Genomic DNA, 24,703 nt, shown 5'->3' with positions numbered 1-24,703 from the left:
TTCTGCCCCCTTTTTTTAAGAAATTGTCGTACAAGAGCCTGGCCCACCTGCGAAAGATAAACCACAACTTCCTTGCTCGCTATATAAATCTGCAACTTGTTCGCGGTGAGACGTCGGGATAACAAAGCGATCTTTATATTTCGCAATAGCAAGAAGACGATACATATCTTCTACATCTTCTTTCGTTAAACCGAGTTCTTTTAATACAGCTTCATTTGGTTCTTTATTAATTTGCAATGCTCTCATATGTGTTCGCATGACAGCCAATTTTTTCAATGTAAGACGAATATGTGATTCATCTCCTGCAGTGAGTAAATTCGCTAAATATTGAATTGGAATACGCATATTATCAATAGCAGGGAAAATCTCTTCTGCTTGCCAGTTACTACCTTTCCCCTCCACCATGTTCATAATTGGGCTAAGCGGCGGGATATACCAAACCATTGGCATTGTACGATACTCTGGATGAAGAGGTAGAGCGATTTTCCAATCGATAATCATTTTATAGATTGGCGACTGTTGTGCCGCTTTAATCCATTCTTCAGGAATCCCTTGTTTTTTCGCTTCAGCTGCTACTTCTGGATCATTTGGATCTAGGAAAACAGTAAGCTGAGATTCATATAAATCTTTTTCATTTTCAACAGAAGCCGCTTCTTTTACTTTGTCAGCGTCATATAGCATTACCCCAATATATCGAATACGTCCTACACATGTTTCAGAACAAATTGTTGGCATACCAGCTTCAATACGAGGGAAACACATTGTACATTTTTCAGCTTTATTTGTTTGCCAGTTAAAATATACTTTTTTATACGGACAAGACGATACACAAAATCTCCATGCACGACATGCATTTTGATCCACAAGAACAATCCCATCTTCCTCACGTTTATACATCGCACCCGATGGACAAGAAGAAACGCAAGATGGATTCATACAATGTTCGCAAATACGTGGTAAATACATCATAAAGACATTTTCAAAATCCGTTTTAATTCCTTCTTCCATTTTCTTGACGTTCGGATCTTGTAACCCTGTTATATGTCCGCCTGCTAAATCATCTTCCCAGTTTGGACCCCATTCAATTTTGTCGATAAATTCACCCGTAATTGCTGATTTCGGACGAGCAACTGGTTGATGCTTACGCTGCGGGCTATTTGTTAATGTTTCATAATCATAATTCCAAGGTTCAAAGTAATCATCAATTGTTGGCTGATCTGGATTGTGGAAAATATTCATAAGACGCTTCATTTTCGAACCGGATTTCAGCTGAATTTCACCATTTTTCAATTCCCAGCCGCCTTTGTATTTCTCCTGATTTTCCCATTGTTTCGGATAACCAATTCCAGGTTTCGTTTCTACGTTATTGAAGTACATATATTCAGCACCTGGACGATTCGTCCAGGTGTTTTTGCATGTTACGCTACAGGTGTGGCAGCCGATGCATTTATCTAAGTTCATTACCATTCCGACTTGCGCTTTAATCTTCAAGCCAATCTACCTCCTTCAGTTTACGGATTACAACGTTTAAGTCACGCTGGTTCCCAGTCGGACCATAATAGTTAAATCCATAGCTTAATTGGCCATATCCACCAATCATATGTGTTGGTTTAACGTGAATACGAGTTGGACTATTATGTGTTCCCCCGCGGGTGCTTGTTAATTTCGTACCAGGCACGTTAATGTGACGATCTTGCGCATGGTGCATAAATGCCATCCCCCTCGGTATACGGTGTGTTACAACAGCACGTGCTACGACTACGCCGTTACGGTTAAAGCATTCAATCCAATCATTATCAGCAACACCAGCTTCAGTCGCATCATCTTTATTCATCCAAACAGTTGGACCACCTCTAAACAGCGTTAACATTGGCAATGAATCGAAGTACATACTATGAATCGACCACTTATTATGCGGTGTTAAATAGTTTAGTGTAATTTCTTTCCCTTCTACTTCAGGGCGTGATTTACGGAATGGTTTATGTTGCAGTATTGGTTTAAATGTTGCCATCGTTTCGCCAAATTCTTTCATCATGTCGTGATCTAAGTAGAAAGATTGTCGACCAGTTATCGTTCTCCAAGGGATGAGACGTTCAACATTTGTTGTAAATGGTGAGTAACGGCGTCCACCTTTTTCAGAACCCGTAAAGGCCGGAGAAGTAATTACTGTTTTAGGCTGCGCTGTAATTTGTTCAAATGTGAAGCATTCTTCTTCACGTTCTTCTGCTAAGTCACGTAGTTTTAAATCGGTTTGTTTTTCAAGCGCTTCCCATGCTTTTACCGCCATATGACCGTTTGTTGTAGAAGAAAGTGTTAATACCGCCTCAGCAGCATTAATTGCTTCTTTTATGTCTGGGCACCCCTTCGCAATAGAATCCGTTCGAACAACTCCTAATCGACTCTTTAATTGCTCATATTCTTTTTCTGCCGACCAAGAAATCCCTTTCGTACCAATCGGTTGTTTTCCGGTATTTGGTCCAAGCGCTGTCATCTTGTCATAAATCGTTTTATAATCCCTTTCGACAACATGAATTTGCGGCATTGTTTTACCTGGGATCGGTTCACACTCACCTTTGCTCCAGTCTTTAATCTTACCAAGTGGTTGTGCTAATTCTTGCGGTGTATCGTGAAGAAGTGGTGTTGCAACGACTTCTTTCATTGGTTCAAGATCGATTTTCTTCGCTAAATCTGACACAGCTTTAGAAAGAGAGGTGAAAATATCCCAGTCAGAGCGTGCTTCCCACGGTGAACCGATTGCCGGATTAAATGGATGTACAAATGGATGCATATCCGTACTGCTTAAATCATGCTTTTCATACCAAGTTGAAGCAGGTAAGACGATATCAGAATAAAGCGCCGTTCCAGCCATACGGAAATCTAAATTAATGAGTAAATCTAACTTCCCTTCAGGTGCATCTTCATGCCACTTAATTTCTTCTGGTCTTAATGAGTCACTATCGTCATTCATTAATCCGTTTGTTGTACCTAATAAATGTTTTAAGAAATATTCGTGTCCTTTACCGGAACTTGAAATTAAGTTTGCACGCCATACGAATAAGTTACGCGGGAAGTTGTTTTTATTATCTGGGTCTTCAATCGCAAATTTCAGTTCTTTTTCTTTTAGTTTTTGTGCAACGTATTTTCCGATTTCTTCTTGTGTTGTTGCACCAGCAGCAACAGCTTCTTTATATAATTCAATCCCATTCTTCTCGAATGTTGGATAAGAAGGTAACCAGCCAAGTCGTGCTGCTAATACGTTGTAATCACCGTGATGTTGATAACGAGAGTTGCCCTCAACTGGTGATGCTAAATGTCCAACAGGTGTATCTTCATAACGCCATTGATCTGTTACGAAATAGAAGAAAGATGTACCGTTTTGTAATTTCGGTGGCCCTTGCCAATCTTTCGCCATCGCGATTGTTTGCCATCCTTCTGCTGGTCGTAATTTTTCTTGACCAACATAATGTGCCCAACCGCCGCCGTTTACACCTTGTGCCCCAACGAGAAGAACAAGATTTAAAACTGCGCGATAAATCGTATCAGAGTTAAACCAATGGTTAATACCAGCTCCCATAATAATCATCGAGCGGCCATTCGTATCAACTGCATTTTGCGCGAACTCACGAGCAATTTGAATAATAAGCTCTCGCTTTACTCCGGTCATTTTCTCTTGCCATGCAGGTGTAAACGGTACATCATCATTGAAATCTTTCGGTTCTTGCCCGCCAAGACCTCGGTTCACACCGTAATTTGCTAACGTTAAATCGTATACAGTTGTAACGAATACTTCTCCTTCTTCTGTCATAACTTTTTTCACCGGAATGGTACGTTCTAACACTTTATTTCCATCATCTGAAAAGTACGGGATTTGTACAGTTTCAACAGCATCTTCCATTCCAAGTAAAGAAAGGCGTGGATCAATCGTTTCACCTGTTTGTTCATCTTCTAAACGCAAATTCCATTTCTTCTCGTTATCCCAACGTGATCCCATTGTGCCATGAGGTGTTGCAAAATCTTTCGTGTTATCGTTCCAAAGAACAGGCTTCCATTCTCCTAACTTTGTTTCACGTCCAATATCAGTAGCATTTAAGAAACGATCAGCGACGAATTGATCTCCTTTTTGTTTCAATGTGACAAAGAAAGGAAAATCAGTATATTGCTTCGCATACTTTGTGAAATATTCCACTTGATTATCTACGTAAAATTCTTGTAAGATCACATGCCCCATTGCCATCGCAAGCGCACCGTCTGTACCTTGTTTCACACTAATCCAATCATCCGCAAACTTAGTAGACTCGGCGAAGTCAGGACTTACAGAAACAACTTTCGTTCCTTTATATCGAACTTCGGCTAAAAAGTGTGCATCTGGCGTTCTCGTCATCGGTACGTTTGAACCCCATGTCATAATGTAACCAGAGTTATACCAGTCACTACTTTCTGGTACATCAGTTTGATCACCCCAAATTTGCGGAGAAGCTGGTGGTAAATCAGCATACCAATCATAAAAGCTAAGCATCGGTCCACCCATAAGTTGCATAAAACGGCTACCTGCAGCGTGACTTAACATCGACATTGCTGGAATTGGTGAAAAACCAACATTTCGGTCTGGACCGTATTTAATTACTGTGTATAGTAATGAAGCAGAAACGAGTTGTAATACTTCATCCCAATTCGCACGAATGAATCCCCCTTTACCACGCGCCTGCTTATACGTACGTGCTTTTTCAGGGTTTTCCACAATGCTTTTCCAAGCGTCTAGTGGTGACTCGTTATTTTGTAGTTCCTCTTGCCACATACTCCATAGAACACCACGTACATACGGATATTTCACACGAAGCGGACTGTAAATGTACCAAGAAAAACTTGCTCCACGTGGGCATCCTCGTGGTTCAAAATCAGGCATATCAGGACCTGTAGTCGGATAGTTAAGCTCCTGCCCTTCCCAAGTTACAATTCCATCCTTCACATATATATTCCAACTACATGAACCAGTACAGTTCACGCCGTGTGTAGAACGAATTACTTTATCATGCTGCCAACGCTTTCTGTACACATTCTCCCATTCGCGATCTTCATATGTTTCTTGTGTATGATTATCGTTATAACGATCTATTGGTGAAAAATATTTTAATCGTCTCATTAGTGCTGAAGGTTTCTTCTTCATACTGTTCACTCCTTTAATACGTCTCTCTTACATACCCTTACTATAAGAGAGGTTGTAAAATACAGATGTGACATTTCGCACAGTTCAAGAGATTGTCAAAAATTCCGGAACAAATATAAAAAAGTGAAAATCTAATCATTGTGGAGGGTTCACATCCTTCACTGACTGTTAAATTACTTCCTTGCTTCTAGCAAAGTTTAAGATGAAGTACAGATTATAATGAGCGTGCAAAAAATTTCTTATATAATAGCGAAAGTAATTTGGGAATAGTTAAATTTGATTTGCCTAAATCGTAAGATAAGTTTATAAATGAAAATACAATACTTTCAATCCAACATACTAAGGGTAAATATCCTGAAAATAGTTGAACAAAAAACGCCAGGAAACCCATATGATTTGCCAGCAACTTGGATTGAATGAAGAGAAGAATACACCAGAATGGTAGGATATTAAGATAATAATAAAAGGAGTAGATTATGATATTAGAACCGCTTTATGCAGAAAACATTATAGTAGCCGTCATATATAAAAATGAGTTTAGGTGGTATGTAACAGATAAAGAACTATGGTTTTTAGATTATAATAAATTAGATAATGCATATAAAAATTTAGGTATAAGCATTGAAGATAATGATGAAACGGAAGAAAGAAATGGAATAAAAGTATTAGATCATGAAAATGTAGAAGTATTTTTAGTAAGGATTAATCAATATAAAACAACTAAAGAAGAATTAAATTATTTACTACTTGAAAATATTAAAAGGAAGAATGCAGTAGAAGATCTATTAGATTATAGTCCAGTCTTATTAATTAACTTTGATAATAAAATACTATATTCAATGTTTCCAGAACCGGCATCATACGAAAACTATGTACCAAAAGATTGGATAGGTACATATGAAGATTTCACTGAACTCATACCTACATCAGAGAAATATTGGATAAATAAGTTTAATAACAATCTACTTTTACTATAAATGTAAGTAAGACAAGAGTAATGATAGTATAAGAATTTATTACCTTAATAGAGCTTATGAGATTAATAGAGAAGTAAATAGAGTCACTAAAGCCAGAAATAAAGGAGTAAAATAGTCATGAAATATCCATATAGTTTTGAAGTACTTAACAGTAGTGATTTAGTTATGAGACTTCCTCAAGAAATAAAACTTGTTGAAACTTTTTTAGGAATTGAAGTTTCAGCTTTTGGAGATTGGATTTTAGAAGAAATACATAGTGTTTTAAACGGAGAAAAAAATTATGTAGTAGTAAATGGCAACATTTGCGGTTTAGAAATCCGGAACGACACAACTACTGTGTTAGACAATTTAGCCGAAGATGGGAAAGGAGAATATTGTGAGATTGAAACAATGGAATTGGTAGAATTGATTCATATTTGGTTAAATAAACGAAAAGAATATAAAAAAGATAAAAAATAAAGGAGTGTAATAATTTAAATAGATGGCCTCTTCATGTGAAGCCGACTTTATTTTATTCATATATATTTTAATCACAAGGCGTATTAATATATGTTCCAAACTTTACGCGTAGGGTTTCCTACGCTATTTATTTTGCTCATTGAGGTCAATCTTTCCTGTCCTTCCCCTCTTCTACTTTTACCGACGATACTACTCTATATCAAAACGTATTTCACATAAAACGAGAAATCATTATTTACCATATTGCCCTTAGTTACGGAAACAATTATACTGGATGTAATCAGATAAATAATCTGAATATTCTTAGAATTAAAGATAAAAGTTTCACTACTCGCAAATAGAAAGATAAATTCTATTTTCCACTAAATAGATTAGAAAACGATAATAACATTAGGAGGATTACGATGCACCAGCTTGATTCATTACATCCCATTATAGAAAAAATAATTAACAATATTGAAAAGTTAATGGTCGGAAAGCGAAAAGAAACGATCTTAGCTTTGACAGCTCTCTTAGCTGAAGGTCATGTACTATTAGAAGATGTTCCTGGCGTTGGGAAAACAATGTTAGTACGTGCTCTTTCTAAATCTATTGATGCTGATTACAAGCGCATTCAATTTACACCTGATTTACTGCCGTCAGATGTAACAGGAGTTTCTATTTATAATCCGAAAGAGCTCCAATTTGAGTTCAAGCCTGGACCAATCATAGGGAATTTTATACTTGCTGATGAAATTAATCGTACATCTCCCAAAACACAATCTGCCTTACTTGAAAGTATGGAAGAAGGCAATATTACAATAGATGGCATGACAAGACCGTTACCAAAACCGTTCTTTGTAATGGCTACACAAAATCCGGTCGAATATGAGGGAACATATCCTTTACCAGAAGCACAGCTCGATCGTTTCTTATTGAAACTAAAAATGGGATATCCTACACCAGAAGAAGAGTTTGAAATTTTAAACCGGATGGAAAAAACAAATCCACTCTCTCATTTACAAGCTATTACTACAATAAAAGAATTACTTTATTTACAACAGAGCGTACGGGAAGTAAGCATGGACAAAGCAATCAAGCATTACATTGTAAAACTTGTTACTCAGACGCGTTCTTATAGTTCTATACAGCTAGGTGCAAGTCCACGCGGCTCAATCGCTTTAATGAAAGCTTCACAAGCTTATGCATTCATCCATGGCAGAAATTATGTTATTCCAGACGATGTTAAATTTTTAGCTCCTTACGTTTTAGCTCACAGACTCATTCTAAAAATGGAAGCAAGATTTGAAGGAATAACAGGAGAACAAGTTATCGCCAAAATCGTTGCACGAACTACCGTGCCGACTCAAAGGACGAAAAACCTTTGATGAAACGACTACTACGAGCACTATATCACGTTACGAAGTTATTGCTAATCCCTTTATGCCTAGTCTTAACATTTGTGTACGCTATGCTTCAAGGAGGATTTGTAAGTTGGTTTTTGTTTTACAGTACGATTCCTATTGGTCTTTATTCACTACTACTTCCCTTCTACGCTTTACGAGACGCTGAAGTAAAACGAATAACAAACCAAAATGAATATGCAGCAGGAGAACAATTTTTAAGCACCATTACAATAAAAAGAAGATTTCCTTTTCCCTTACTTTATTTAATTATAGAAGATGAACTGCCATCACAATTTACAAATTGTAGACAAACGAAGGTGAATAAGGTAATACTCTTTCCAGGATTGAAACGAAATATTTCATTTCAATATGCAATTGACACAATCCCTAGAGGAGAGCACACTTTTTCAAGCGTACGTGTCAAAACTGGTGATCTATTCGGTATGATGGAGAAAGAAGTAACTTTTTCAGTTCTAGATACATTTTTAGTCTATCCCCAGTACGTAGATATAACGTATCGACAATTGGAAAATCATTTCGAACAAGGAGCGCTTTCAGCAAATATAAATTTAGCAAAAGACTCTACAATCTCTGTCGGTGTCAGAGACTATAAACCTGGTGACCGCTTTTCATGGATTGATTGGAAAGCAACTGCCCGAACAAACAATATTATGACGAAAGAGTTTGAACAACAGCGCAGCCATAATATCATGATATTTATGGACAGAACTGAGTCCCCTCTATTCGAATCAGTCGTAACATTTTCCGCCTCTATTGTAAGGGCTGTCTTGAAGCAAAATTCACCAGCGTCATTCGTGTCTGTCGGAAAAGAACGAACTTTTTTCCCTTTAGACAATGGTGATACGCAGTTACAACAAATCTTTTGTCATCTAGCGAAAGTACAAGCAGACAGTGTATTCCCGCTCTCCCGGAGTGTAGAAATGGAATTAAGAAAAATTTATGAGCCCGTAACGATTATACTCGTGACAAGCGATCTTTCTCCCGATATTCAAAAGGCGGCTGACTATGCCGCTATTAAAAATAGAAAATTAATGGTGTTTGTCGTGAAAGAAAAAGCAAATCAACTCTCACATCGAGAACTAAGTATTCTAGAAACTCTACAAAAACGAAAAATATTTGTAAATGTGGTTTATGGGAACCGGTATACAAACGTGTTTTTTGAGGTGAGCAAATGATAACATTACGAAAAAAATACAAATGGGATATGAGCAGATTCTTCATGCATGTATGTGCATTTCTACTTTTACTAGAATGGCTAAGACCCCTTATAGGTATTACAAACGTAGGTAGATTAGATATTTTTGTAATATTTATAGGAATTTGCTTCACTCTCTCTTTTTTTCAAACAAGGTGGCAGATTCCAATAAAGATCGTCACGATCTTATTCATCATTCATTTCCTGTATTATAAAAATGCTTTTATAAATCCATCTTGGCTAACGAAATTTTTTGCTGATATTTCTCGAAATTCCTCTCTGTTTTTCCAGGGGAATTTGCTAGATATTTCTCCCGTTTTTCCAACACTTTTATTTTTTTTATCCTTTTGGTTTTTGAGTGCTTTCATCTCTTTTTGGATGATTCATAAAAAACGTGGGTTGTTATTTCTTATATTGACTATTATTTATATCACCATTTTTCATAACTTACATTTATACAATGCAAACTACGCTATTATTCGTACTATTGTCATCGGCTTTTTTATGCTTAGTCTTCTTCGCATAGAACGAATAAGAGAGATGGAACACTTACAAAATTTTGCTAGAGAAATCTCAAAATTACTTAGACCTCTTACAATATTTATTGTATTGTCAGCAACTATCGCATACTTTGCTCCAAAATTTGGCCCTCAATGGCCAAACCCAATGGATTTTTTAAAATTCAACACATCCGAAGCAAGTAAAAAACAAGAAGTTTCTAAAATTGGATATGGTTTAGATGACTCGCGATTAGGCGGTCCTTTTAAGGCAGATCCTACAATTGTTTTCACAGCACAAACGCAAAACAAACAATATTGGAGAGTCGAAACGAAAGATTTTTATACAGGAAAAGGCTGGGAAGTTTCTGAAAATCAAAAAAAGATTTCTTTTAAAAATAAAAACGACGTCGTGAGCTGGTACGAACAAAATACAAAAACGGAGGCCACTGAGGCGACAATCACCATGAAAAAAAGTTATCCACACCTTACCTATCCAGCAGGATTAATATCAGTTGAGGCTTCTTCTAATGTATCATACAGCGTTGACCCCTTTTCAGAAAAAATCTATACGATGGACGGAGATTCTTCTACTATTTTAAATTCATATAAAGTAACATATGGGGTCCCAGAGTTTTCCATAGAAAACTTGAAAGCTGTAAAAACAAATGAAGGTCAAGAATCAAATCCTTATTTCATGACAAAGTACACGCAACTTCCCGAATCATTACCACAGCGAGTAAAAGACTTAGCTGTAAATCTAACAAATGATAAAGACAACCGATATGATAAAGTATTAGCTATTGAAAACTACTTTACCGACCATTCTTTTGTATATGAAACAATGAATGTGTTGTTCCCTTCCAAAAACCAAGATTATGTAGATCAATTCCTTTTCGATACAAAAAGCGGCTACTGTAATAATTTTTCGACATCTATGATCGTGTTACTTCGTTCTGCCGGGATTCCTGCTCGCTGGGTAAAAGGATTTGCAGAAGGAACTCTGGAGAATACACTTGCTAGTACAGAAGGTGAGAATGTTTATAAAATCGCGAACGATAACGCACACTCTTGGGTCGAAGTATATTTCCCAGGATACGGATGGATTCCATTCGAACCAACAAAAGGATTTACTAATCCCTATAATTTTACAAATAATACTCCTGCTTCTACTTCACAAAATAACGAAGTAAATAATTCTAATAACGAGCCAATACACCAACGGAACAATGAAGCAAAGCTCAAAAGTTTAATAGAAAATACAGAAGAAGCCTCTACTAAAAAGATCACAAATTCTAAAAATGATTTTTCTTGGTGGTACGTATTCCTCTCTACGATACCGATTAGTATCATCGGATACATTCTCTTCACCACTAGAATGAAATGGATTACATTTTTTATTATTCTTTTCTATAAATACCGAAAAGATGATGCTGTTTATCAAAAAGCTTACGGTGCACTTTTAAAACAATTTGCGAGAATTGGCATACCACGGGGTGAAAGTCAAACATTCCGAGAATACGCTCTCCACATCGATACACTTTACAATTCGGCCGATATGCAACAACTTACTTTCAGTTATGAGAACGCTATGTATCAAAAGGAACAGGCCGCAGCCGAATGGAAGACATCCGTACACTTATGGGAAGTGCTTATGAAAAAAGCAGCTTCTCTGCCTAAATCAAACGACTACGATAGAGTGATTTAATCTTGATAATGTGAGTTTAAAGAAAACACCTCAAAGAACTACATTGTTCTTTGAGGCGTTTGTTAATAAAGTGAAACTCCTAATTATTCCCCAAGTACCTTCTCAATCTCAACCTCTAAATCCACCGGCTTCGTCTGCGGTGCAAAACGCCCTACTACTTTCCCGTCTTTTCCAATTAAAAACTTAGTAAAGTTCCATTTCACTGCTTTCATACCGAGTAAACCTGGCGCTTGTTCTGTCATGTATGTATATAGTGGATGAGCCTTATCACCTTTCACATCAACCTTCGCAAACATCGGGAAGTTTACACCATAGTTTAATTCACAAAAACTAGTAATATCAGCTTCCGTTCCCGGTTCTTGTCCTCCAAATTGATTACAAGGGAAACCTAGTATTTCTAATCCTTGATCTTTATATTTATCATATACTTCTTGTAATCCTTTATATTGCGGTGTAAAACCACATTTGCTAGCTACATTTACAATAAGAAGTGCTTTTCCTTCGTAATCTTTTAACGATTTATCTTCTCCTGTTATTGTTTTAGCTGAAAAATCATAAATTGTCATTGTCCTTGCCCCTCTCTTCACTATCATTCTATGTTTATACTATACTACATTCATGAATATACGGCTCTTATTACGTACTTACACACCGAAATGACAGTTCTTTATTTCCGTTCGAAAATTCGACACAAATTACTAGACTTTTATGATGGAAAGTTTTACAATTTAATTGTGAACAAAATGTGACAGTTTATATTCCATTATAAAAGAAAAGGATGGTGTTCATTATGAAAACTGCACAACATGAAACGATTTCAAATCGAGAGTTTTATTTCGTACTATATATGATGTTATTGTATGTTACTGGTTGGGTAATCGATGTAAATGGTTTATTCTTAAGCTCCTACTTTAATTTAGCAGGAGAGATTATGCTTCCGATCGTTGGCGGCATTGTTGGACTGTTCGTTATGTCTATCAATAAAGAACAAACGAAATAACTACATTACAAAAGGGCAGAAGACGAGCTTTCGTTTTCTGTCTTTTTCTGTTTTTAGCGTATAATAGATACATACCGTATATAAGGAGTGGTAAGTATGAAAAAAGTAGAACAACTATCTTCTCATCTATATCTTATTGATGATTATGACTTACAACATGATGAACGCACAGGTACATACGTTTTATTAGGTGACGATATTACTTTAATTGAAACTTGTGCGGCCCCTTCTCTTCCCTATATTTTAGACGGCTTACAGCAATTACATATTAATTTAAATGATGTAAAAAACATTATCGTTACACATGTTCATTTAGATCACGCAGGCGCAGCAGGGTTAATGATGGAAAAGTGCCCAAATGCTACTCTATATGTGCATTCTCGCGGTGCTCGTCATATGATTGATCCAACAAAACTAATTCTTGGCGCAAAAGCTGTGTACAAAGAAGATTTTGATAAACTTTTTGATCCAATTCTTCCAATTGAAGAAGAACGTGTTCATATTGTACAAAATGGTGATACATTAAAAATTGCAGAAGACCGTACACTCACATTTTATGATACACCGGGACATGCGAGGCACCATATTAGCATTCACGATTCATTAACAAACGGCATTTTTACTGGTGATACAATAGGAATTTATTATAGAGAACTCGCAGACCTTGATGTAGAACTATATCTACCATCAACGTCTCCTTCACAATTCCAGCCAGATGCGATGATTGCTTCTAAAAATCATATTCAAAGTATGAATGTAGATACTATTTATTTCGGTCATTACGGCGCATCATCCAATGTTACAGAAGTATATAACCAACTTGAACATTGGTTACCTATTTTCGTTCATACTGGTAAAGATGTCTTTGAAAAATATAATAATTTCGATGAGGCGACTAAAGCATTACAAACTTTATTAATGGATAAAATCTCTTCTCATCTTACAAAGTTAAACGTCCCATCCAATCATTCCGTTTATAACATTTTACATCTAGATATAGAAATTAGCGCAATGGGCATTATTGATTATTTCACGAAGCAAGAGAAAACAAACACAACTATTAACTAACAGTAAAGAAGAGATATACAACAGTAGTTATTGTATATCTCTTCTTTCTTTGAATATATTTTTAGTAAAGGATGGTGGAATGGAATGCAAAAAGTGATGCTATACCTCTGCTTTACATTATTTATCGTCTTATTATTATTTATCGGAGTAAAAATTCAATTTTATTTAGATACAGACGCGCAGGTGAACTTTAACATTTATCCGAGGCTATTCTACTATACACTCTTTCCTCTTGTAGTCGGCATTTTATTACGATTCCTTCAATCCATTAATCGTGAAACGAGTAAACAAAACTGGAGCTTTCAACCAGATAAATTTATCGCTATTACAGTGCCTACACTATTTATTTCTTTTTCTCCAGCTCTACTCTTTTCACCACTTGGCGAATACCTACCTTATTTAGCTAATATTATTCTCGTGAACACCACTTTCGTTACTATAATTAGCTTAATTGCGGGTTATTCACTATTAGATTGTTTTATACAAAAGGACAATGCGAAAATGAAAAAATATAATTGATGACCAAATTTTAAGCGTCGTTGGTTACGGCGGTTTATTTATAAGTGCGCTATTACTTGTAAGGGGCGCTATACATGCCGTAAGGAAATTTAAATATTAGCAAAACGAGTATAAAATCATGTAGATTTTATACTCGTTTTTCATTGTTCATATATTCAATATAAAATAGGGAATTTATGTTAAACTAAAGAAAATCGTGTACTAGACCAAAATATATTTCAACCAAGGGAGAATTATTATGTATAAACTTTTGGGGTTCTCGTTTCTAATGTTTATCGCAAGTGTATGTTCTTTCTTTATTTTAAGAGGACCTAATGCAAATTTAACGTTAATTATTGTGATTCTAAGTATATTTTCATTACTCGGCATTATTTTTGCGATAGCATCAAAGAATTGGTTATTCGGAATAGTTGGTACTGCACTAAATGGAGTAATATTGGTAGTTGTATATTTCCTCTTGATAGCAAAAGGAATAGGTGGTTAATACATTTACGTTTCAATAAAGAAAGCTCAAAGCTATAGCTATGAGCTTTTCTACTTATCGTACCTTTTCATCTACATACTCCATAAACTGCTCCGCTTTAATAAATCTGTCTTTGTAAGCCTCAGGTACTTCGTCTACTGTTATCCCACCACTCGATTTTGTTTTTACTAATACGGTTTGATATGCCATTAATGCCTCCATATATTGCTCATACTCTGTAGAAGTCAATATTTCTTTACTAGATTTATGACCATTTAATTTATCAAAATACGGCTGAAGCTCCATTTCTACCTTTTTCAATTCTTCTCTTTTCACTGTCGATAATTGATCATAATCAATATTACCGTTCGAATCCCCGTACTCAAGCTTTGCATTTGTTAATTTTTTTAGTTCTTTTGTAAACTCTTCATATTCCTTTGCACCCATTTCATCTTTCGCTTGCGATAATTTTGCATTAAAGCGCATGTATCCTTCTAATGTTATAGCTCCGGCATGCTTCTTTAAATTTTCAAAAGACCCGTATATACCATCTGCCATAATAGATTGATACGCAAAGCCGGTTGTCGGGATTAAGAATGCTGCCGCAAGCACTCCTGCGATAAGACGTTTCTTCCTCTTACTCCCCCCGCGCTTCATTTTTATTTGAACGATCACTTTTTCTTTTAACTCTGGCGGGGCTACAATCCCCTTTGCTTCTTCTTGTATAGATTCTCTAACTCTACAATCTAAACTCATTTCACATTCCCTACCTCTCCTAAAAAGATTTCTTCTACTTGCTCTTTTTGACGTAGTTTCTTTAATGCCGCATGAATTCTAGATTTCACAGTACCAATTGGAATATGTAATATTTGTGCTACCTCTTCTTGTGCGTAATCGTGTAAGTATCTTAAGATAATAACTTGTTTCAATTTATACGGTAATTTATGAATGAGTTCGATTAGTTTTTGATTTGATATTTTACTTACAACATCACTAGAAAAATCAATTTGTACTGGTTTTCTTTGCTCTTCTGCTTTTTTTACAATTCGTAGTCGCATCCACCTCTTTCTTCTATAAGAATGAATTTGTTTAATCGCAAGTCCAATTAGCCAAGGACGAAATGGCTTCTCACTATCGTATTTACGAATCGATTCATATAGTTGTATGTATATTTCTTGAACGACATCATCTACATCTGCTTTATCCTCTATTAAAAAATGTGCCGTCTTATATACTTCTTGAATCGTTTTATCATACAACTCGCTATACGCTTCTTTATTGCCTGATAAAGTTAATTGGATTAAATCTGCATACACTGTTTCATCCTTCATATACCACCCCTCCTTTGTCCTACACTATATATTGGCAAGTAAACGACATTTCGTTCGATTTTTTCAAAGTTTTTTTGTATCAATTAATATAATGATCTAACAACTTCATAAGCTTCACTTATAGCCTTGCATAACAATTATATAATTTTCCAATTCCTAATGAAGATTTAAAATGATTTATATAGTCAAATTTAGGAGGATATATGATGAAAGCTATCGTTGTAACTTCATTAGGTGGTCCTGAAGTGATGAAATATACTGATGTGGATATGCCGACTGTTTCAGAAAATCAAGTATTAATTCGTGTTGTTGCTACAAGTGTTAATTTTGCCGATATTAAATCACGTTATGGCAAAAAAGGAAACAAAGCCTTACCTTTTATCCCAGGGATAGATGTAGCTGGTGTTGTAGAACACGTAGGTTCTCATGTAAAAAACATTTATCCTGGTCAGCGTGTCATTGCTTTTCCTCAAAATGGCTCTTACGCTGAATATGTTGTCGCAAACGAAAATCTTACTTTCATTTTACCTGATGAAGTCGACTTTCAAACCGCCGCCGCTTGTCCTATCGTATCTTTTACAAGCTATAATTTACTAGCAAATGTTGCAAGACTTCAACAAGGTGAATCTATTCTAATTCATGCAGCAGCTGGTGGAATTGGTACTACAGTGATTCAACTCGCAAAAATTTTAGGGGCTGAAAAGGTAATTGGCACTGTTGGAAATGAAGCAAAAAGAAAAATTGCTTTAGATGCTGGCGCTGATTATGTTGTTTGTCATCAAGATGAAGATTTTGTAGAGAGGGTAACTCAGCTTACAAACGGAGAAGGCGTCAATATTGTTTTAGATTCTATTTCTGGTACTGTGTCCGAAAGAAGTTTAGAATGCCTTGCTTATTACGGTCGTCTCGTCCATTTCGGCAATGCTAGCGGAGAAATTGGTAGTTTTCAAACGAAAGATTTACACGCAAGTTGCCGTTCTATACTCGGTTTCAGCTTTGGCACTACACGGAAAAAACGTCCTGAATTGCTTCAAGAAACTGCGAATCAAGTTTTCCGTTATTTACGCGATGGAAGTTTACAAATTAAAGCTACGAAATCTTTCCCTCTTCAAGATGCAGGGAAAGCACATGAATGGGTCGAAAGTAGACAAAGTACAGGGAAAGTAATACTACACGTTCAGACAGCTCCCTAAAATGAATACATGAAATAGAGGTGTTATTCATGGGATCACGAATTATGCATATCATTATCGCGAGCGGTATTGCTGAGAAACTTTCTATCCAAGATAAAACTTCTTTCTTACTTGGTGGTGTAGCCCCTGATGCGGTTCATTCAAAAGAAGAAAAAGGAACTTCACATTTTTACGCTGGTACAACGAAGAACTATACGAGAAGAATAGATTATGATTCATTTATTCATAAATATGAAGATCATATGGATTCCTCTTATATTTTAGGTTATTATATCCACCTCATTGCCGATGATAATTGGCTAAGTGGATTTTTTCTACCTTGGCTAAAAAACCGAATTGAGAACGACGAAACTATCGCGCCTATGTACTATAACGATTTTAAATTATTGAACGCACAATTGTTGCATCATTACGATAAAGAACAACAGCTCTTCGCCCTACTTAATCAAGAGGCTAACATTGTGAATATCGAGGAGGTTTCTAGAGAGAATGTTTTAGCTTTTCGGCAATATATTTTTGAAGATATGCTATACTCTGAGCAACACTTGCACGAAAACTTACAAGTGTTTTCATTTGATCAAATCGTTGGTTATATTGAGACTGCTATTGAAAAAGGAACATTTTATATAGAACAACTCTCTAATAAAAAATTCACTTCAAATATTTAATCCCCCTCATTATATACAAGGGGGATTTTTACATAACTATATAATTATTTATTTTTTCCATTACAGCCCTTTCCGAACGAGAAAGCCCATCGCCTTTAGGCATGTGATGAAAGTGAGGTTGGATACGGAGTACCACTAAAAATCGTAAGGTTCGTGGTACTTTAAGTATACAAAGTATAGGTAGTTTCATTGGGGCTTTTTGTTGTGATTTTTCGAAAATAAATGATACATTGTAACTATGGTAAATGATTATAGAAGAACGTTGCAAAGTTTATGGACACGTTCTTATTTTGTTTCTACAGCTAAAAATGTAGCAAATGAAAATATGTTGAAAATCAAAAAACAAGGGGATGAAACGTATGTCACAGACCCTAACAGTGAAAGTGAAATTGATTCCAACAAAAGAACAAATCCGTTTATTGGAACAAAGCAGTCAAGAATATATCAAAGTTATAAATACACTTGTATCGGAAATGGTGGAAGCAAAGAAAAGTACGAAAAAAAGCACAAAAGATATTGAAGCAAATATCCCAAGTGCAGTGAAGAATCAAGCGATTAAAGATGCGAAAAGTATGTTTGCTACAAAAGTAAAGAAAAGTAATTATAAAATCATTCCGATTCTAAAGAAACCTGTTTGTGTATGGAACAATCAAAATTATTCATTTGACTCCACTCATATTTCAATCCCGTTTAAGGTAAAGGGAAAGTCCACTCGTTTAAAGGTCCGTGCTTTATTAATCGATAAAAAAAATCACAATTTGGATTTGTTAAAACATAAGTTAGGTACACTTCGTATCACAAAGAAATCGAATAAGTGGATGGCCCAAATATCTGTCACACTTCCTACAAATGAAAAAGCAGGAATGAAAGTTTTAGGGATAGACCTAGGTCTCAAGGTCCCTGCAGTAGCAATCACAGATGATGACAAGGTTCGTTTCTTTGGGAATGGTAGGCAAAATAAATATAGGAAGCGTAAGTTTCGGAGTGTTCGTAAGAAGTTAGGAAAAGACAAAAAAGTGAATGCCATTCGGCGATTTGATGATAAAGAACAAAGATGGATGCAAGAAAAAGATCACAAAACAAGTCGTGAAATCATTGGTTTTGCGATTGCTAATCAGATTTCTGTCATTCGATTAGAACAACTAACGAATATAAGACAGTCGGCAAGAACAAGCCGTAAAAACGAAAAGAACCTACACACTTGGTCATTCTATCGTTTGGCACAATTTATTGCTTATAAAGCAACGATAGCTGGTATTCAGATTGAATATGTGAATCCAGCTTATACAAGTCAAAGTTGTCCGAAATGTGCTGAAAAGAATAAGGCTCGGGATAGAAAATACAAGTGTCCATGTGGGTTTAAGACACATCGTGATATCGTTGGAGCGATGAATATTCGCTACGCAACTGTGATTGATGGTAACAGTCAATCAGCCTAAGCACCTATATGGTCTGGTTTAGGAGGGGCAATGAGATGCCCTTATCTTGAAGGCTGTTCAAAACAGAAATGGACTGCGAACGCTTAGCCATTCAAGAATCCCACCCGTAAATCCGTAAGGATTCGGGCTTGCGACTTTAGTCGCGGGAGTCTCAATGCAAAGTAATTCCCTTCACTATCAGCAAAGTTAAACACTTTACCAGAAGGCTTAGTTACCATTTCGCCAACTGTAACATTTTTATTTTATATGTATTTCTTCACGAAATTTATCGACTGACTCGTTCACTACTTTACCAATAAACATAAAAGACGTAACTACGCATAGTTACGTCTTTTCATTCATTTATCTAGGTTTTTTCTTCCCAGTAAAAGCTGGTTTCTTTTTCTTTGGTGCTGGTGGTTTCGATTCTACAAATGTTCCTTTGAACATTTCTTGTTTCGTAAACACGATACCTAATTTTTTCGCAAATTGAAGTAATTTACGCTCTTCTTGTTCTGTTACAAGAGAAACAACTGTTCCTTCTTTGCCCATACGTCCAGTACGTCCTGAGCGGTGAATATATTGGTCTACTGTGTCTGGTAACTCTAAGTGGATTACGTGTGTTAAATCATCGATATCTAATCCACGTGCTGCAATATCAGTAGCAAGTAATATTTCTAATTTCCCGCTACGGAACGCGCGCATCGTTACTTCACGCTCTTGTTTGCTTGCCTCTGCATGAAGTGCTGCTGCTTTCATTTTACGGAACTTCAGTTTTTGAGTAATTTCATCTAAACGGAATGGATCATTTAAGAAGGCAACTGCTTTTACATTTCCCATATGCATAACTCTTCTAATATAATCATTTTTTTCACGACGCTCACAAACGATATACGTATGTTCAACTAGGCTCTGTGCCTCTGAACGTGTTACACGTACTAATTGTGGTTCAACTGTCAAATCACGTGCCGCATCTTCTGCAGCTTTTGTTATTGTCGCCGAGCAGAACACTAATTGACGATCGCGCATCGTTGATTTAATTACATCAAGTACAGCACCCATCATCTTTTGTTTTACAATTTGATCAAACTCATCAAATACAATCGTTTTCACTTCATGCATCTTTAATTTTTTCATGCGAATCAACTCTAAAATACGTCCTGGTGAACCGACAATAACTCTCGGATGTTTCTTTAATTTTTCAACTTGGCGCTTAATATCCGCACCACCAATTAAAGACGCACCTGAAATATCCGTTCCTGCTGTAAACTTTTGAACCTCTTCATGAATTTGCATAACAAGTTCACGAGTTGGCGCTAAAATTACAACTTGAGGTTGTTTAACTTCAGGATTAATTTTATGTAAAAGTGGTAATAAGTACGCTAATGTTTTTCCTGTTCCAGTTGGAGATTCAGCAATAACGTCTTGTCCTTCTAAAATAGTTGGAATCGCTTGTTTTTGAATTTCAGTAAATTCTTTAAAACCAGCCTTTTCCCAAGCTTGTTGTAAAAATGGTTGCATATCTTTTATCATTTGTTTTTCTCCTTTATCTCTATTTTTGAAGAAAATGTTGTATTGTTCGCACCGTTTCTATCATGTGTGAAATAACAGCTATTAAATCATCAACATGGTCTTCTGTAATCGATTTTTGAAATAGAACCTCTACCTTATTATGATATGAAATCGCTTGCTTATTATATTCGTATGAAATTTTTTGCGTAATCATTCGCTCTTTTCCCCATATAGAATGCAATAAAGTTTCAATTTCTTCGCATCCTATCTCTGGTTGCTCCATTTCGAACGAGAATTCCAGCTTCATTTCACAACCTGGTATAAACTGAGGTACTTCTAATATTTCACCTGATAAATTCTTTGCATCAACAGATAGTGAAAATGTCGCCTCTACCATCGTTTTAAATGTTTCTGTTAGTTGAAATGAAATACTATACATACGACTTAATGAAGCAAGGTCCATCACATCTTTTCGATCCGTTACGAGAATATCACCGTGTAAATCGAAATCATAGACAGCTCCTTCCACAATTACCTTTAAATTTTCAAAAGCAGTTGGATCAAACATAATTTCCTCCAAAAAACAGGCGCCTTTCGATGGAAAGGCGCCACTTGATGTATATATAGTTTACAGATAAACGAGATGAATTACAACCTTTTAGAATAAACCTACTGCTTTTCCATCTTCATTTACGTCCATTTGCAGCGCAGCTGGCTGTTTTGGAAGGCCTGGCATTGTTAACATTGTTCCTGTTAACGCAACGATAAACCCTGCACCGATAGATGGTTTTAACTCACGAATTGTAACGATAAAGTCAGATGGGCGACCTAATTTTGTTGCATCATCTGAAAGAGAGTATTGTGTTTTCGCCATACAAATCGGTAGGTTACTCCAACCTTCTCCCTCATATTGAGCTAATTGCTTACGTGCTTTCGGAGCAAATTCAATATCTTTTGCGCCGTACACTTTTTGAGCAATTGTACGAATTTTTTCTTCTAATGGTAATTCTAATTCATAAAGTGGTGCGTAGTTGTTTTCACCTTTTTCAATTTCTTTTAACACTTTCTCAGCAAGGTCAACTCCGCCTTGGCCACCTTTCTCCCAAACTTCTGTTAAGGATACTGCATAGCCACGCTCATTGCACCATTCTTGTAAGTATGCAACTTCTGCATCTGTATCAGTAATGAATTTGTTAATGGCAATTACGAAAGGAACACCGAAGCTTTGAATTGTTTCAACATGCTTCTGTAAGTTCTCCATACCTTTTGCTAACGCATCTACATTTTCTTCTTTTAATTGATCTCTCGCCACACCACCGTGCATTTTAAGCGCACGAATAGTCGCAACAATAACTACCGCTTCTGGTTTAATACCAGCTGCACGTGCTTTAATATCTAAAAACTTCTCGGCACCTAAATCTGCACCGAATCCAGCTTCTGTAATAACATAATCACCTAATTTTGCTGCCATTGTCGTAGCGATAACACTGTTACAACCGTGAGCGATATTCGCAAATGGTCCGCCATGAATGATAGCTGGTGTATTTTCTAATGTTTGTACTAAGTTCGGTTTTAATGCATCTTTTAATAGAAGTGTTAACGCTCCTTCTACTCCTAAATCTTTAACTGTTACAGGTTGATTTGAAAAATTATAAGCGACAACAATGCGAGATAGACGTGATTTTAAATCTTGAATATCTGTTGCAAGGCAGAATACGGCCATAATTTCAGATGCTACTGTAATATCAAAACCGTCTTCACGTGGTACACCTTGAACCGGTCCACCAAGGCCAATTACTACGTTACGAAGGGCACGATCATTTAAGTCAACACAGCGTTTCCAAACGATTTTACGCGTATCAATTCCAAGTGTGTTTCCTTGTTGGATATGATTATCAATAAACGCCGCTAATGCGTTATTGGCAGTTGTAATCGCATGAATATCTCCAGTAAAGTGAAGGTTAATGTCTTCCATTGGTACTACTTGAGAATAACCGCCACCTGCTGCTCCGCCTTTTAATCCCATTGTTGGTCCAAGAGATGGTTCGCGAAGTGCAATTACTGTTTTCTTACCAATTTTATTAAAAGCTTGGCCTAAACCAACTGTTACTGTTGATTTACCTTCTCCTGCTGGAGTTGGGTTAATCGCTGTTACTAAAACAACTTTACCGTCTTTCTCATCTTGTAAACGCTTAAAAATATCAAGAGATAACTTGCCTTTATAATGTCCGTATGGCTCTAGTTCTTCTTCTAAAATATTTAAATTAGCTGCAATTTCTTGAATCTTCTTCATACTTGCTTCTTGTGCGATTTCAATATCAGATTTAACTGTTGTAGTAGTTGTCATGTACCCTAGTCCCCCTTTAATTGATTCTGATGATATTGTATCAGTTTTTTGTATTTTCTGCACTTATTTACCTCCTAAAACCCTTCAATTTTGTCATACGTTTTTTAACATAAATACCCATAAAAATGTTAACGCTTGTTGTAACTCTGTAGGTAGCTGACCTAACATCTTCTCATTTACTCCGCGCTTATATACGCCGGTATCATCTACAACTTCAAATCCTTGTTCTTTTGCTAACTGTTCAAATTCCCAAGGCATCATCGTATTGCAAACAACGTCTTTGCCATATAGGCGCGGATAACTGTTCTCTCTCGGTTTTGCTGTCGGTCCTAAAATTGCAATACATGCGTATCCATCTTTCTTTAAAACACGCTTTATTTCATTTAATGCTCGCAACGGCTCCTCGGTCCATTCTAAAGAATTAATTGCCATAATTGCTTCAAATTTCTCATTTTCAAATGGTAATGAAGAAAGATCACCTTTTATAAAAGATAAGTTTGGGTCTTCTCCGCGCTCCTTACCCTTTTGAATCATAACTTCCGATAAGTCCACCCCAACCGCTTTGTAGCCAGTAAGACTTAATTTATATGTACCATACCCATCACCACAGCCAACATCTAACACTTGTACTTCCTTTTCCACGTACTGCTCAAAAAATGGAATGATTGTACTCCTGCTCCCGCTATCCCACATTTCTTGACTATTTTGATTCCAAAACTCTGCATTGTTATCCCATTTTTTCTCTGCCGATTCATGCCAATTAAACTTCGCCATACATTCCCCTACCTTCACGTATTATCATTCATTTCATTCTACATCATGTTCCAAAATCCCTGTTTATCTTCATAAGGAGATAAAGTGAAACTTTAATCAGTGGGGGTGTTTGTTCGTCCGCCACTGATTATTATTTGAACCAATCGGGCTTTTACTGGCAGCCCGACTCCCATCTAACTTCTTTGCTCCAGCCGAATTTTGAGGTGGGGGTCTTACTGCACGGCAAATAACGGGATAAACAGGATAACAACGAAATCTATTTTCTCCAATTTTTGCTTTACTTGGGTTTAACTCATACTCATGTTCTGTTCCTTATGAAAGATACTATAGATACACCCAATTGAAAGAGAGGGATGTACATGCGAAGAAAGAGAAATCATCATTTTAAAAGTGGTGAAAAAAACGAAGAGTATGCAGCTGAAATATCTCCAGCTGGTATTCCGATTAGACATGAGCGCAAAGAAATTGCAAATGAAATAGAAGGTACAAATACCGGTGCAATGATCGGCTATGTCGCATTATTCCTTTCGTTATTCTCCATTGCTTTTTATCCTGTTACACTCGGCTCCCTTGCTATTTTAGTTGGCTTATTAGCTGTCAATTTTGGAGCGAGAACACTTGGATATACCGCAATTGGTTTTGGTAGTTTTTCTGTTTTATTTACTTTACTCTATCCGCTTGCTTTGTCAGCGTTTTAAAAAAAACACACCAAGTTATACTTGGTGTGTTCATTCGTGATACAACATAATATGACCGCATCCACAACAATGCTTCGCTGTAATTTCTTGAAAAACTGGATAATTTTCTTCATCTCTATGCTCAATAAACACCTTTTCAAATCGGTACATGTTTGGCGCATATGCCCAATCTTGTTTCGTACGTGCATATAATGTTGAAGAAAAAAACTCCTCACCACCACAAACGATACATCCCTTCTTCATCAATACCCCTCCTATGCTTGTCTTACTTCATCTATATGAACATAAGCATAAAAAAAAGACCTT

Annotated in this window: 23 protein-coding genes; 13 read left to right on the top strand and 10 right to left on the bottom strand. The window is 36.3% G+C overall.

All coding sequences use genetic code 11. The annotated features are described in order from the left end of the window. Positions 1–15: 15 nt before the first annotated feature. Together narH and QCI77_RS10635 are read right to left on the bottom strand one after the other, a co-directional pair. A complete protein-coding gene (gene narH, locus QCI77_RS10640) occupies positions 16–1,491 on the bottom strand; it encodes a nitrate reductase subunit beta (protein ID WP_002141456.1) in 1,476 nt (491 codons plus the stop codon). Next, positions 1,481–5,164, bottom strand: coding sequence for a nitrate reductase subunit alpha (locus QCI77_RS10635; RefSeq protein ID WP_353824889.1), 3,684 nt, complete (start codon positions 5,162–5,164; stop codon positions 1,481–1,483). The genes narH and QCI77_RS10635 overlap by 11 nt, the downstream gene beginning before the upstream one ends. A 476-nt stretch (positions 5,165–5,640) precedes the next feature. On the opposite strand from QCI77_RS10635, the gene QCI77_RS10630 reads away from it, so the two are divergent. The 5 genes from QCI77_RS10630 (at position 5,641) to QCI77_RS10610 (ending at position 11,406) form a co-directional block, all read left to right on the top strand. Further along, the gene (locus QCI77_RS10630; RefSeq protein WP_002031586.1) at positions 5,641–6,141 is read left to right on the top strand and encodes a hypothetical protein; all 501 of its coding nucleotides are present in this window, start codon (positions 5,641–5,643) and stop codon (positions 6,139–6,141) included. A gap of 117 nt (positions 6,142–6,258) precedes the next feature. After that, the gene (locus tag QCI77_RS10625; RefSeq protein ID WP_002031584.1) at positions 6,259–6,600 is read left to right on the top strand and encodes a hypothetical protein; all 342 of its coding nucleotides are present in this window, start codon (positions 6,259–6,261) and stop codon (positions 6,598–6,600) included. A 404-nt stretch (positions 6,601–7,004) separates the two neighbouring features. Continuing rightward, positions 7,005–7,967: an AAA family ATPase gene (locus tag QCI77_RS10620; RefSeq protein ID WP_002141452.1), complete on the top strand. Its 963-nt coding sequence runs from the start codon at positions 7,005–7,007 to the stop codon at positions 7,965–7,967. Next, complete coding sequence (locus tag QCI77_RS10615; protein WP_215601122.1) at positions 7,967–9,181, top strand: DUF58 domain-containing protein; 1,215 nt, start codon at positions 7,967–7,969, stop codon at positions 9,179–9,181. The genes QCI77_RS10620 and QCI77_RS10615 overlap by 1 nt, the downstream gene beginning before the upstream one ends. Next, positions 9,178–11,406, top strand: coding sequence for a transglutaminase TgpA family protein (locus QCI77_RS10610; protein ID WP_353824888.1), 2,229 nt, complete (start codon positions 9,178–9,180; stop codon positions 11,404–11,406). The genes QCI77_RS10615 and QCI77_RS10610 overlap by 4 nt, the downstream gene beginning before the upstream one ends. Positions 11,407–11,489: 83 nt before the next feature. Here the strand turns inward: QCI77_RS10610 and bsaA are convergent, their stop codons facing one another. After that, positions 11,490–11,972, bottom strand: a complete 483-nt coding sequence (gene bsaA / locus QCI77_RS10605) for a glutathione peroxidase (protein WP_064473982.1) — start codon at positions 11,970–11,972, stop codon at positions 11,490–11,492. A 224-nt stretch (positions 11,973–12,196) separates the two neighbouring features. Between bsaA and QCI77_RS10600 the strand changes: the two genes are divergently transcribed. The 4 genes from QCI77_RS10600 (at position 12,197) to QCI77_RS10585 (ending at position 14,477) form a co-directional block, all read left to right on the top strand. Then, positions 12,197–12,406 (top strand): DUF3925 domain-containing protein, encoded by a 210-nt coding sequence (locus QCI77_RS10600; RefSeq protein ID WP_000844980.1) that lies wholly within the window; start codon positions 12,197–12,199, stop codon positions 12,404–12,406. A 96-nt stretch (positions 12,407–12,502) separates the two neighbouring features. Next, on the top strand, positions 12,503–13,474 hold the full coding sequence (locus QCI77_RS10595) for an MBL fold metallo-hydrolase (protein ID WP_193653511.1): 972 nt from the start codon (positions 12,503–12,505) through the stop codon (positions 13,472–13,474). 84 nt (positions 13,475–13,558) lie between these two features. Beyond that, a complete protein-coding gene (locus QCI77_RS10590; protein WP_113770889.1) occupies positions 13,559–13,993 on the top strand; it encodes a hypothetical protein in 435 nt (144 codons plus the stop codon). Between the two features lie 238 nt (positions 13,994–14,231). After that, complete coding sequence (locus QCI77_RS10585) at positions 14,232–14,477, top strand: hypothetical protein (protein WP_113770888.1); 246 nt, start codon at positions 14,232–14,234, stop codon at positions 14,475–14,477. A 54-nt stretch (positions 14,478–14,531) separates the two neighbouring features. Here the strand turns inward: QCI77_RS10585 and QCI77_RS10580 are convergent, their stop codons facing one another. Both QCI77_RS10580 and QCI77_RS10575 read right to left on the bottom strand, forming a co-directional pair. Then, positions 14,532–15,212 carry a DUF3600 domain-containing protein gene (locus QCI77_RS10580; protein WP_113770887.1) on the bottom strand — a complete coding sequence of 227 codons (681 nt, stop codon included), beginning with the start codon at positions 15,210–15,212 and terminating at the stop codon, positions 14,532–14,534. Further along, on the bottom strand, positions 15,209–15,787 hold the full coding sequence (locus tag QCI77_RS10575) for a sigma-70 family RNA polymerase sigma factor (protein WP_113770886.1): 579 nt from the start codon (positions 15,785–15,787) through the stop codon (positions 15,209–15,211). Before QCI77_RS10575 ends, QCI77_RS10580 begins: the two co-directional genes overlap by 4 nt. A 206-nt stretch (positions 15,788–15,993) precedes the next feature. Between QCI77_RS10575 and QCI77_RS10570 the strand changes: the two genes are divergently transcribed. The 3 genes from QCI77_RS10570 (at position 15,994) to QCI77_RS10560 (ending at position 19,087) form a co-directional block, all read left to right on the top strand. After that, a complete protein-coding gene (locus QCI77_RS10570; protein ID WP_353824887.1) occupies positions 15,994–16,980 on the top strand; it encodes a quinone oxidoreductase family protein in 987 nt (328 codons plus the stop codon). A 29-nt stretch (positions 16,981–17,009) separates the two neighbouring features. After that, on the top strand, positions 17,010–17,648 hold the full coding sequence (locus tag QCI77_RS10565; protein WP_353824886.1) for a zinc dependent phospholipase C family protein: 639 nt from the start codon (positions 17,010–17,012) through the stop codon (positions 17,646–17,648). Between the two features lie 359 nt (positions 17,649–18,007). Next, positions 18,008–19,087: an RNA-guided endonuclease TnpB family protein gene (locus QCI77_RS10560; RefSeq protein WP_353824825.1), complete on the top strand. Its 1,080-nt coding sequence runs from the start codon at positions 18,008–18,010 to the stop codon at positions 19,085–19,087. 342 nt (positions 19,088–19,429) lie between these two features. Here the strand turns inward: QCI77_RS10560 and QCI77_RS10550 are convergent, their stop codons facing one another. From QCI77_RS10550 to QCI77_RS10535, 4 genes are all read right to left on the bottom strand, one after another. Continuing rightward, positions 19,430–20,599, bottom strand: a complete 1,170-nt coding sequence (locus tag QCI77_RS10550) for a DEAD/DEAH box helicase (RefSeq protein WP_002012513.1) — start codon at positions 20,597–20,599, stop codon at positions 19,430–19,432. Positions 20,600–20,618: 19 nt separating this feature from the next. After that, a complete protein-coding gene (locus QCI77_RS10545; RefSeq protein ID WP_002065080.1) occupies positions 20,619–21,146 on the bottom strand; it encodes a hypothetical protein in 528 nt (175 codons plus the stop codon). A gap of 90 nt (positions 21,147–21,236) precedes the next feature. Then, positions 21,237–22,925: a formate--tetrahydrofolate ligase gene (locus tag QCI77_RS10540; protein ID WP_002031556.1), complete on the bottom strand. Its 1,689-nt coding sequence runs from the start codon at positions 22,923–22,925 to the stop codon at positions 21,237–21,239. A 93-nt stretch (positions 22,926–23,018) separates the two neighbouring features. Further along, positions 23,019–23,699: a class I SAM-dependent methyltransferase gene (locus QCI77_RS10535; RefSeq protein WP_353824885.1), complete on the bottom strand. Its 681-nt coding sequence runs from the start codon at positions 23,697–23,699 to the stop codon at positions 23,019–23,021. 359 nt (positions 23,700–24,058) lie between these two features. On the opposite strand from QCI77_RS10535, the gene QCI77_RS10530 reads away from it, so the two are divergent. Then, positions 24,059–24,397, top strand: coding sequence for a hypothetical protein (locus QCI77_RS10530; protein ID WP_001253195.1), 339 nt, complete (start codon positions 24,059–24,061; stop codon positions 24,395–24,397). 30 nt (positions 24,398–24,427) lie between these two features. Here QCI77_RS10530 and QCI77_RS10525 read toward each other — a convergent pair whose 3' ends face one another. Further along, on the bottom strand, positions 24,428–24,640 hold the full coding sequence (locus QCI77_RS10525; protein ID WP_002012518.1) for a hypothetical protein: 213 nt from the start codon (positions 24,638–24,640) through the stop codon (positions 24,428–24,430). Positions 24,641–24,703: the final 63 nt, after the last annotated feature.

This window comes from Bacillus cereus group sp. MG9 (assembly GCF_040459995.1).
Taxonomy (GTDB): Bacteria; Bacillota; Bacilli; order Bacillales; family Bacillaceae_G; genus Bacillus_A; species Bacillus_A mycoides.
Note: the sequence above shows the minus strand (reverse complement) of the source record. Positions and strands in the feature narration are given on the sequence as shown.

Excerpts from the sequence above, each read along its gene's own strand:
- QCI77_RS10635 (WP_353824889.1), bottom strand. The coding sequence starts at position 5,164 with ATGAAGAAGAAACCTTCAGCACTAATGAGACGATTAAAATATTTTTCA.
- QCI77_RS10630 (WP_002031586.1), top strand. The coding sequence starts at position 5,641 with ATGATATTAGAACCGCTTTATGCAGAAAACATTATAGTAGCCGTCATA.
- QCI77_RS10625 (WP_002031584.1), top strand. The coding sequence starts at position 6,259 with ATGAAATATCCATATAGTTTTGAAGTACTTAACAGTAGTGATTTAGTT.
- QCI77_RS10620 (WP_002141452.1), top strand. The coding sequence starts at position 7,005 with ATGCACCAGCTTGATTCATTACATCCCATTATAGAAAAAATAATTAAC.
- QCI77_RS10615 (WP_215601122.1), top strand. The coding sequence starts at position 7,967 with ATGAAACGACTACTACGAGCACTATATCACGTTACGAAGTTATTGCTA.
- QCI77_RS10610 (WP_353824888.1), top strand. The coding sequence starts at position 9,178 with ATGATAACATTACGAAAAAAATACAAATGGGATATGAGCAGATTCTTC.
- bsaA (WP_064473982.1), bottom strand. The coding sequence starts at position 11,972 with ATGACAATTTATGATTTTTCAGCTAAAACAATAACAGGAGAAGATAAA.
- QCI77_RS10600 (WP_000844980.1), top strand. The coding sequence starts at position 12,197 with ATGAAAACTGCACAACATGAAACGATTTCAAATCGAGAGTTTTATTTC.
- QCI77_RS10595 (WP_193653511.1), top strand. The coding sequence starts at position 12,503 with ATGAAAAAAGTAGAACAACTATCTTCTCATCTATATCTTATTGATGAT.
- QCI77_RS10590 (WP_113770889.1), top strand. The coding sequence starts at position 13,559 with ATGCAAAAAGTGATGCTATACCTCTGCTTTACATTATTTATCGTCTTA.
- QCI77_RS10585 (WP_113770888.1), top strand. The coding sequence starts at position 14,232 with ATGTATAAACTTTTGGGGTTCTCGTTTCTAATGTTTATCGCAAGTGTA.
- QCI77_RS10580 (WP_113770887.1), bottom strand. The coding sequence starts at position 15,212 with ATGAGTTTAGATTGTAGAGTTAGAGAATCTATACAAGAAGAAGCAAAG.
- QCI77_RS10575 (WP_113770886.1), bottom strand. The coding sequence starts at position 15,787 with ATGAAGGATGAAACAGTGTATGCAGATTTAATCCAATTAACTTTATCA.
- QCI77_RS10570 (WP_353824887.1), top strand. The coding sequence starts at position 15,994 with ATGAAAGCTATCGTTGTAACTTCATTAGGTGGTCCTGAAGTGATGAAA.
- QCI77_RS10565 (WP_353824886.1), top strand. The coding sequence starts at position 17,010 with ATGGGATCACGAATTATGCATATCATTATCGCGAGCGGTATTGCTGAG.
- QCI77_RS10560 (WP_353824825.1), top strand. The coding sequence starts at position 18,008 with ATGTCACAGACCCTAACAGTGAAAGTGAAATTGATTCCAACAAAAGAA.
- QCI77_RS10550 (WP_002012513.1), bottom strand. The coding sequence starts at position 20,599 with ATGATAAAAGATATGCAACCATTTTTACAACAAGCTTGGGAAAAGGCT.
- QCI77_RS10545 (WP_002065080.1), bottom strand. The coding sequence starts at position 21,146 with ATGTTTGATCCAACTGCTTTTGAAAATTTAAAGGTAATTGTGGAAGGA.
- QCI77_RS10540 (WP_002031556.1), bottom strand. The coding sequence starts at position 22,925 with ATGACAACTACTACAACAGTTAAATCTGATATTGAAATCGCACAAGAA.
- QCI77_RS10535 (WP_353824885.1), bottom strand. The coding sequence starts at position 23,699 with ATGGCGAAGTTTAATTGGCATGAATCGGCAGAGAAAAAATGGGATAAC.
- QCI77_RS10530 (WP_001253195.1), top strand. The coding sequence starts at position 24,059 with ATGCGAAGAAAGAGAAATCATCATTTTAAAAGTGGTGAAAAAAACGAA.
- QCI77_RS10525 (WP_002012518.1), bottom strand. The coding sequence starts at position 24,640 with ATGAAGAAGGGATGTATCGTTTGTGGTGGTGAGGAGTTTTTTTCTTCA.